The organism is Thermoactinomyces mirandus (genome assembly GCF_013868055.1).
Lineage (GTDB): Bacteria > Bacillota > Bacilli > Thermoactinomycetales > Thermoactinomycetaceae > Thermoactinomyces > Thermoactinomyces mirandus.
Window position 1 is genome coordinate 1 of sequence record NZ_JACEOL010000072.1, and the last position, 8,583, is coordinate 8,583.

Sequence of the window (8,583 nt, forward strand, 5' to 3'; positions counted from 1 at the left end):
CAACAAAAAAGGCTGTTGACCTTCTTTTGTCAACAGCCTCAGAGGAATAAAACTCTCTCTGGTTTGGTAAAACCAATACTTTTTTTTTGATCTCCTCCAATGAACCCTGTACAATTTAAAGCACAATAAAGGCAAACAAATCTATAACAAGCCGGGTGGATAAAGTGAAACCAAGATCTTTGATGTTTACGCTTTATGGAGAATATATTCAGAATTACGGCGGAGAAATCTGGATTGGCAGTCTGATCCGGATGATGTCCCACTTTGGTATTTCTGAATCCTCAATCAGGGGGGCGGTCCTGCGTATGGTGCAGCAGGATCTGCTTACTGCAAGAAAAATCGGAAACCGGAGTTATTATCAGCTGACCAGTCAGGGTAAAAGAAGAATCAAAGATGGGGTGACGAGGGTTTATTCCCTGTTCAACAAGAAATGGGATGGTTATTGGCGGATTTTTACCTATTCGATTCCGGAGACAAAACGGGAGTTGCGAAACCAGATCCGCAAGGAACTGGCGTGGACCGGATTTGGCCTGATTTCGCACAGTACCTGGGCCAGCCCCAATCCGGTAGAAAAACAGGTTATGGAAATGGTGAAAAATTATCAATTGGAAGACTATACGATTCTGTTCAGGGCCAATTCCATTGTTTCCCATGATGATATGGCTATTATTCACAAAGGATGGGATTTGCAGGAGATATCCCGTAAATATGATGAATTTATCCGGCGGTATGAAGAGAAATTTGAAGAATTGAAGGAACGGGCATGGAACCAATCCTTGACCGACGAAGAAGCTTTTGTGGAAAGGACGATTCTGGTTCATGAATACCGGAAGTTTCTGTTTCTGGATCCCGGTTTTCCGGTGGATCTCCTTCCGGAAAACTGGAGCGGGTTTAAAGCAAGAAAATTGTTTTTTCATGTTCACCAGTTATTGTCTGTGTCGGCAATCCGGTGTTTTGAAACCATATTTGAACCGGCGCCTGATTGCCAGTATGTTCCCGAACGGGATAAAGCCATCAATCCTTTTATTGGCATGGTCTGAGCCAACCTTTTTTGTAAAGGAGTTTCTCTGTCTTGCCGGCTGGAAACTCCTTTTTCTGTTTTGGCCAACTGAAGATTCTCCCAGGTCCGGCCACAGCAATAAAATACATAATTTTATGATTATTTATAATTTACTTTTTTTATTGACAGTTTATTTTTGTTCATTTAATATTATGTTAGATGAACGATAATCAAAAAAACATAATAAAGAGGTGGACAAATTTGGATCAGGCAAGCTTGTTGAAAGAAAAAATCAGGCAAGGGTTTATTTTGGAAAAAGTTGAGGATATGAATGATGAATATCTGGAATTTCTCAAACAGACGCTGATCATTGTCGGGGATACGGAACTCTTGAGTGCTCCGCCATTATTATCGGTTTATGATCAGGCTCCAACATTGAACAACAAGATTACAGCGCTGGCGGTGATTCAGGATGAAATCGGCCATGCCCATATTGCATACCGGTTATTAAAGGATCTTGGTGTTGATACAGATGAGCTGTTGTATAACCGCAAACCGCATGAATGGAAGAACCCGTATGCGTTTGACTTTGAATTAAGCAACTGGATTGAGTTCGGTGTATTTAACGCTTTGTTTGACCGTGCCGGATATACCTTGTTGGGAGACGTCTTCCAACACACTTCGTACGGGCCCTGGAAACGGGCATTGGTCAAAGTGGACAAGGAAGAGTTGTTCCACCTGAGAAATGGCGAGAGTATTATGAGATGGGCGATGGCGAAGCCTGATTTGCGAGACGATGTCCAGTGCGCTGTTGACTGGATGTTCCTGATGGCCCTGGAGTTCTTTGGTGTGGCAGATAATCTGAAAAGCCGCAACCAGCAGCTTGAATACAAGCTGAAAGGCAAAACAAACGACGAACTTCGCCAGGTATGGCTTTCAACAGCAGTGCCATTCTGTGAAGAAGTCGGGGTAAAAATACCGGCTCATTATGACGAAAGCACCGGAAAATATGTCCTTGAGGTACCATTCCCTTGCAAGTTTGATGTCGAAAACAAAAGATGGCTGTTTGACCAACCGGATACCTGGGAGAATGTGGTCAAGCGCTTTAAAAAACGCGGGCCGCAGAACAAACAGTTTGTTGAGAGAATTCAAAGAGGCGCCCTTGAACTGGAAGCATTGCGCAGGGAGGCAAGTTGATGAAAAAACAAATTGAACCGCATTTGAAAAAATACTGGGATGCGTTAAAAGAGGTGTTGGATCCTGAGTTTCCGATCAGTGTCGTGGATCTGGGGCTGATCTATGATATTCAGGAAAACCGGGGAACGATTGATGTTACGATGACTTATACCGCTGTATCGTGCGCCTGTACGGAATGGATGGAAGCAGATATTGAAAAGCGGCTGCTCTTGGAGCCCGAGGTTAAAAAGGTGAATATCCATGTGGTCTGGGATCCGCCTTGGACGGTTGAAATGATGACCAGGGAGGGAATCGAAAAAATGAAATACTGGGGGGTAAGCGTCAGGTGAATAAAGAAAGTTCAAAAAAATACGAATATGAGATTTTCGCCCGGATTAACCGTGGCGATGATCTGGTGCATATTGGGACCGTGGAAGCTGAAACCGATAACCTGGCCAAGGTGTATGCCGCTTTTATCTACAATGAAGAAGACTGGACAGACATGTGTGTCATTCGGAAAGACCACTTTGTTTGGGTAAAAAGACCTCAAGGCTTATTTGAAAAGGCAGGTGCTTGATTGATGACACAAAGTGCAGGGTTGAAATCATTTATTGAGTTGCTTGAGACAATTGGCGACAACAAGTATGTATTTGGGGACAAGCTTGTGGAAGTGGGAGTGAGCGGTCCAAATCTGGAAGCAACGCTGGCCGCGATTGCCATGGCACAGGGAGAACTGGGGCATTCCCGCCTGCTTTACTACTGGGTTTTTGACCTGAAAGGCTATGAGGGCAAAAAACCGGATGTAAAAGGGCAGACAGGCAAAGCCTTCAGAGGGGTTGAGAATGTTCATAACTGGATAACGCTGATTGCCGCTTTGTACACAGTAAACACGGCCATCGACCTGATCCTGAACTCGATTCTTGAGGCGAACCGGTCAAAAGTGGTATCCCGGGTGAACAAGCTGATGAGAGAACAGAAAGAACATATTCTTTATTCCCGGGGTTGGGCACAGCATCTGTTGGAAGATAAAGGAGCGATCCCGCGCAAATTCAAGGAAGCTTTACGCGAAATCACTCCGGAGGTTGGGGCCTGGCTCAGAGAAATTGAGCAAAAATCCGAACTTTTCGCTGAAGGCTATCTGGCCAAAGAATCACAACTGTACAGCAAATTCATGGAAGAATTAAAAGATGTACCGGTTCAGGTTGTTTAATGGCATAAAGAATACCTGCCGGAATACAGAAAGATAGTACCAAAGGCGCTGGGCTTGACAACACAATTATATAATGAAATATCCGAAAATTCAAATCTTTTCTGATTATGCATCCAACGAGGAGGAATTTTTGATGTCAGTCACAACCAGGAAAGAAAAGCTCACCCTTGTCAAAAGGGACGGCATTGCTGAAATCCATCTTCACATCAGCAAAACCAATTCCTATACGCTTGATTTTTACAAAGAGCTGAATGCAGCCATCGACGAGATTCGCTTCGATCCGGAGATTAAAGTGGTTGTGCTTATGAGTGATGTGCCCAAATTCTTCTCTACCGGAGCGGACATCAGCTTTCTCAAAGAGGCTGAACCACGCTTCAAAACCCAGTTTTGCCTGTTCTGTAATGAAACACTGGACAAGATTGCCCGTTCACCTCAAATTTATATTGCCTGTCTGGAAGGGCATACGGTAGGCGGAGGCCTGGAAATGGCGCTTGGCTGTGACCTGCGCTTCATGGGCGACGAAGCGGGAAAAATCGGGCTTCCCGAAGTTACGCTGGGAGTGTTGGCGGGAACCGGCGGCACACAGCGCCTCTCCCGACTGGTCGGATACTCCCGGGCCCTGGATATGAATATTACGGGCCAGCTGTTGACTCCTCAGGAAGCACTGGAGATCGGCCTGGTCAACAAAGTGTTCCCGCAGGCAGAAACCAGAGAGTGGACACTTGCATATGCGCAAAAAATCGTTGAGAGCGCGACCTATGCCGTGTCCAATATCAAGCTGTCGATTATGAACGGCAAAGAAATGCCGCTCAATGTCGCGATCCGTTATGAAGGAGAACTGCAAAATCTCCTGTTCCGCTCAGAGGATGCGAAAGAAGGATTGACCGCGTTTATTGAAAAAAGAAAAGCCGGTTGGAAAGGGGTTTAGACATCCAGACAACCGTTGGAGATACAAATTCAACTTCAGTAAAAATTTATGGGGTTCCAATTCCGCGAGCCCCAGTACTCCCCATTTTTTGCCTGTACTAAAAACCGCAAGGGGTGATGAGATGGATCTGCGCGGAATCGGTACACCTTATAATGCTTCCAGCCGGTTTATCGATGATAATGTGAAAAACGGAATGGGAGACCGGGTTGCAATCTATTATCAGGATCAGCAAATTACCTACAGGCAACTTCAGGAAAGAGTAAACCGGGTGGGCAACATGCTGACAGAACTCGATCTGAAGATGGAAAATCGGGTTCTTCTTGTTTGCCATGATACGCCAGAGTTTGTTTACTCGTTTTTTGGTGCCATCAAGTTGGGGGCAGTACCCATCCCGGTCAACACGATGATGAAACCGTCAGATTATGAATATTATCTGAATAACAGTCGCGCCCGGGTTCTGATCATTCACCAGGGACTTTGGGAAAATATTATTCATTTAAAGGATCGTTTTATTTATTTGGAGTATGTAATTGTGATTCCTGAAAGTGATCAGGGGAACTTTGCCGGGGTCCTGAATTTTTGCGACATGATGGAAAACGCAGGCAACATGCTGGATTCCTGTTACACCCAATCTGATGATTCGGCTTTTTGGCTGTTCAGTTCGGGAAGTACGGGTGAACCCAAAGGGGTTATTCATCTGCAGCATGATATGGAATATGCGTTGGACCATTATGCAAAGAATATTTTGAAAATATCGAAAAATGACATCTGTTTTTCAGCCTCCAAATTGTTTTTTGCCTATGGATTGGGAGGCGGAATGTATTTCCCGTTTGGGGTGGGAGCGGCAACCGTTTTGCTTCCTGACCGTCCCTTTCCCGAAGTGGTGCTTCAGGTGATCGAGAAGTGCAGGCCGACCATTTTTTTTGGGGTTCCCACTTTATACGGGAATTTGATTGACTTTACGGAAAAAAACGGCAAGCTTTATGACCTTTCTTCCCTCAGAATTTGCGTGTCTGCGGGCGAGGCTCTTCCGGCAGCGTTTCTTCGTAAATGGAAAAAAATATATAACCTGGATATATTAGACGGGATCGGATCAACGGAAGCCCTTCATATTTACCTTTCCAACCGGATCGATGATATCAGGGGAGGCAGTTCCGGAAAAGTTGTCCCCGGGTATGAAGCCAGAATTGTCAACGAGGAAGGAGAGGACTTGCCGCCGAATGAAGTGGGCGACTTGTTAATTCGCGGAGACAGCATCGCCCAGGGCTACTGGAATCTGCATGAACAGACCAAACAGAAGTTTTTGGGCGAATGGCTCAATACCGGGGACAAATATTATATGGATGAAGATGGATACTACTGGTATTGCGGCCGGTCGGACGATATGATTAAAACAGGAGGGATTTGGGTCTCACCCATTGAGATTGAAAATTGTTTGTTGCGGCATGAAACAGTACTGGAGGCGGCTGTTGTGGGAGTGACCGATGAAAATGAACTCTCCTTGCCCAAAGCGTATATTGTTCTGAAAGAAGGTGTCCAGCCGACAGAAGACTTGGCCTGTGAGCTGAAAACGTTTGTAAAGGAGAACCTGGCACGGTACAAATATCCCCGCATCATCAAGTTCACAGATAACCTTCCCAAAACGACTACGGGCAAGATTCAACGGTTTAAGCTCAAGCTTGACAATGACAATCAAGGGAATAAATTATAAAACTGGTGGTGAATCCCTGAAATGACCCGTTCAAAACAAATGAATTTGGAGGCTGCGGTTTCCGAGTATATTTCAGATGGAGAATCCATTGTGATGGGTGCATGTCTGGAAGCTATGATTCCATTTGCGGCAGCCTATGAAATCATTCGTCAGAATATAAAGAATTTAACGTTGATTGCGCCGATCTCGGATATCCTGTTCGACATGATGATCGGGGCGGGAATGGTGGATAAATTGATTGCCGCCTGGTCGGGCAATGTGAGTGCCGGTCTTGGCTACAATTACCGCCGGTCGATGGAAAAAGGAATTCCGCACAAAATAGCTGTTGAAGATCACAGCAATTTTACCATTGGGCTGGCGCTTTTGGCTGGTGCTATGGGAGTGCCATTTTTGCCGACCAAATCCTTGTTGGGTTCCGATCTGTTGAGAAGCAATCCTCAGCTTCGGGTAGGCACTTCCCCGATTGGCGAGGATACGCTGGTGTATGTGCCGGCATTAAAACCGGATGTAGTCATTTTGGGTGTGCAGCGTTCCGATGAATTCGGAAATGCCCATCTGTGGGGGAATATGGGGGTGGCACAGGAAGCCGCACTGGCGAGCAAAAAGGTGATTTTGCTGGCTGAAGAAATCGTACCCGGGGAGATAATCACAACAGACCCTAATCGCCTGCTTGTACCCGGATTCAAGGTTACGGCAGTGGTACATTGTCCCGCTTTTTGCCATCCGTCTCCGATGCCGGGTTACTACAGGCGGGATCACGAATTTTTCCATGATTATCACAGGGAAACGAAAGAGTTGGAAAGTTTCCGGAAATGGCTCAACAAATGGGTTCTTTCCTTTTCCTCTCATGAAGAATATATCCAGCACCTCGGAAATCGATTGGAAGAATTGAAGATCAAGCAGAAATTGTTGGCTGCCGAAGTCAATTATGCATACGAATAAGGGAATGGAGTGGATGAAATGGATTATACGGCGGAGGAACTGATGGTTATTGCAGCAGCGAGGGAGATCCGGGACGGGGATGTCGTTTTTGTTGGAATGCGGCTGCCCATGTTGGCTTTCGCTGTGGCCAAAAAGCTTCATGCCCCAAGCGCCATTGGCTTCTTTGAATGCGGCATTGTACGGGATAATCCTGCCGGTGAACTTTTGTACACCATGGGAGACCCTCCCAATGTGACTGGCGCCCAGTGGTGCACCTCAACCAACAATCTGATGTTTCTGATGCACAAGGGACTGGTCGATGTTGGTTTTATCGGCGGCGCTGAAATAGACAAATACGGGAACATTAATACTTCCTGTCTTGGACCGGTTGATGCTCCAACTGTGAAATTGCCCGGCAGTGGAGGAGCTGCTGATATTGCATCTTTGTCCAGGCGGTTGCTGGCTATTATGAACCATGAAAAGAGAAGGATGCGTGAAAAAGTAGACTATATTACGTCACCCGGGTACGGAGACGGAAATGGCTGGCGGGAAAAAGCCGGGTTGCCGCGGGGCGGCCTGTCTGCTTTAATTACCAACCTTGGGGTGTTAAGGCCGGATCCGGAAACAAAGGAATTGATGCTGGCAACGGTTCACCCCGGTGTAACGGTGGAGGAAGTCCGGAAGAATACGGACTGGGAGTTGAAACTTTCCGGAATGCTGGAAGAAACCCCTACTCCTTCCGAACAGGAACTGGAAGTACTGCACCAGATTGATCCGCAAGGATTTTGGACAGGCAATCGGGAGAGAAAGAAAAAATGAGGCAGAACCAATTTCAAATACGCGTAAACTGGGGAGACACAGATAAAGCCGGAATTGTCTATTATCCCAATTATTTCAAGTGGTTTGACATTGCCGGACACCAGTTTTTCAGAAGTGCCGGCCTGTCTCCGGCGGAACTTGCCGATAAACAGCAGATCATTCTCCCGCTTCTGGATGCCAGGTGTACGTTTGAAAAGCCTTTGTATTACGATGATATCATTACCATAAAAACACGGGTTGAGGAAATCCATCGCAAAACCATCAAACTAAGTCATGAAGTATACCGGGATGAGGAAAGAACCGGCTATGGATACGAACTGCGCGGATGGGTCAAAGAGGAAGATGGAAAGATCTTTGCCGTGCCGATTCCAGATGAGGTGAAAGATCTGCTCTTAAAAGAAAGGGAAAAAGAGAACCTGTCCGTCAACCCCTGGCTGAGTGCATAAAAAGAAAGATCCAGGGTAAAAAAACAAGTCCTTCCTGATACAAGTTTACAGGCATTCAGCAGGATGCCTTTTTTATTTATGAAAGCCACAGTGCCTGCAAACAGCAGGTGCTTTTTTATGGTGCCTTTGAAATTTAATGAAAAATTCAATTGTCACAGGAGTAGAATTTTCATAGAATTATCAATTGTTCAAGGTAGTATATAAAGAAAAAGGAATGGTGTAACCCAACATGAGGGGTAAACAACTTCTTCGATTTCTCATGATCTTGTTGATTACTTTTGCAGGAATAAGCCTTTTGACTCAAGGGATAGTTCATGCGGACAGTAGTTTTGATGTTCCAACGGTCAATGATAAATTTGACCAATTTGAACA

The 8,583-nt window shown here is 45.7% G+C and carries 10 protein-coding genes; all 10 read left to right on the plus strand.

Going from position 1 to position 8,583, the window contains the following annotated elements; translation table 11 throughout:
• Positions 1-164: 164 nt before the first annotated feature.
• Positions 165-1,040: a PaaX family transcriptional regulator gene (locus tag H2C83_RS16570; protein ID WP_181742301.1), complete on the plus strand. Its 876-nt coding sequence runs from the start codon at positions 165-167 to the stop codon at positions 1,038-1,040.
• A 221-nt stretch (positions 1,041-1,261) separates the two neighbouring features.
• Positions 1,262-2,197 carry a Phenylacetic acid catabolic protein gene (locus H2C83_RS16575; RefSeq protein WP_181742292.1) on the plus strand — a complete coding sequence of 312 codons (936 nt, stop codon included), beginning with the start codon at positions 1,262-1,264 and terminating at the stop codon, positions 2,195-2,197.
• The gene (locus H2C83_RS16580) at positions 2,197-2,526 is read left to right on the plus strand and encodes a metal-sulfur cluster assembly factor (protein WP_181742293.1); all 330 of its coding nucleotides are present in this window, start codon (positions 2,197-2,199) and stop codon (positions 2,524-2,526) included. Before H2C83_RS16575 ends, H2C83_RS16580 begins: the two co-directional genes overlap by 1 nt.
• The gene (locus H2C83_RS16585; RefSeq protein ID WP_181742294.1) at positions 2,523-2,753 is read left to right on the plus strand and encodes a hypothetical protein; all 231 of its coding nucleotides are present in this window, start codon (positions 2,523-2,525) and stop codon (positions 2,751-2,753) included. The genes H2C83_RS16580 and H2C83_RS16585 overlap by 4 nt, the downstream gene beginning before the upstream one ends.
• Positions 2,754-2,756: 3 nt before the next feature.
• Positions 2,757-3,386 (plus strand): Phenylacetic acid catabolic protein, encoded by a 630-nt coding sequence (locus tag H2C83_RS16590; protein ID WP_181742295.1) that lies wholly within the window; start codon positions 2,757-2,759, stop codon positions 3,384-3,386.
• A 133-nt stretch (positions 3,387-3,519) separates the two neighbouring features.
• The gene (locus tag H2C83_RS16595) at positions 3,520-4,314 is read left to right on the plus strand and encodes an enoyl-CoA hydratase/isomerase family protein (protein ID WP_376766375.1); all 795 of its coding nucleotides are present in this window, start codon (positions 3,520-3,522) and stop codon (positions 4,312-4,314) included.
• A 121-nt stretch (positions 4,315-4,435) separates the two neighbouring features.
• Positions 4,436-6,025: a benzoate-CoA ligase family protein gene (locus H2C83_RS16600; protein WP_181742297.1), complete on the plus strand. Its 1,590-nt coding sequence runs from the start codon at positions 4,436-4,438 to the stop codon at positions 6,023-6,025.
• 21 nt (positions 6,026-6,046) lie between these two features.
• The gene (locus H2C83_RS16605; RefSeq protein ID WP_181742298.1) at positions 6,047-6,967 is read left to right on the plus strand and encodes a CoA transferase subunit A; all 921 of its coding nucleotides are present in this window, start codon (positions 6,047-6,049) and stop codon (positions 6,965-6,967) included.
• 18 nt (positions 6,968-6,985) lie between these two features.
• Entirely contained in the window at positions 6,986-7,765 is a 780-nt protein-coding gene (locus H2C83_RS16610) for a CoA-transferase subunit beta (protein WP_181742299.1), read from the plus strand.
• Positions 7,762-8,211: an acyl-CoA thioesterase gene (locus tag H2C83_RS16615; protein ID WP_181742300.1), complete on the plus strand. Its 450-nt coding sequence runs from the start codon at positions 7,762-7,764 to the stop codon at positions 8,209-8,211. Before H2C83_RS16610 ends, H2C83_RS16615 begins: the two co-directional genes overlap by 4 nt.
• The last annotated feature ends 372 nt before the right edge of the window (positions 8,212-8,583 follow it).

What these genes read in the sequence shown, in the direction of transcription:
- H2C83_RS16580 (WP_181742293.1), top strand. Translation starts at nt 2,197, where the DNA reads ATGAAAAAACAAATTGAACCGCATTTGAAAAAATACTGGGATGCGTTA.
- H2C83_RS16590 (WP_181742295.1), top strand. Translation starts at nt 2,757, where the DNA reads ATGACACAAAGTGCAGGGTTGAAATCATTTATTGAGTTGCTTGAGACA.
- H2C83_RS16595 (WP_376766375.1), top strand. Translation starts at nt 3,520, where the DNA reads ATGTCAGTCACAACCAGGAAAGAAAAGCTCACCCTTGTCAAAAGGGAC.
- H2C83_RS16600 (WP_181742297.1), top strand. Translation starts at nt 4,436, where the DNA reads ATGGATCTGCGCGGAATCGGTACACCTTATAATGCTTCCAGCCGGTTT.
- H2C83_RS16605 (WP_181742298.1), top strand. Translation starts at nt 6,047, where the DNA reads ATGACCCGTTCAAAACAAATGAATTTGGAGGCTGCGGTTTCCGAGTAT.
- H2C83_RS16610 (WP_181742299.1), top strand. Translation starts at nt 6,986, where the DNA reads ATGGATTATACGGCGGAGGAACTGATGGTTATTGCAGCAGCGAGGGAG.
- H2C83_RS16615 (WP_181742300.1), top strand. Translation starts at nt 7,762, where the DNA reads ATGAGGCAGAACCAATTTCAAATACGCGTAAACTGGGGAGACACAGAT.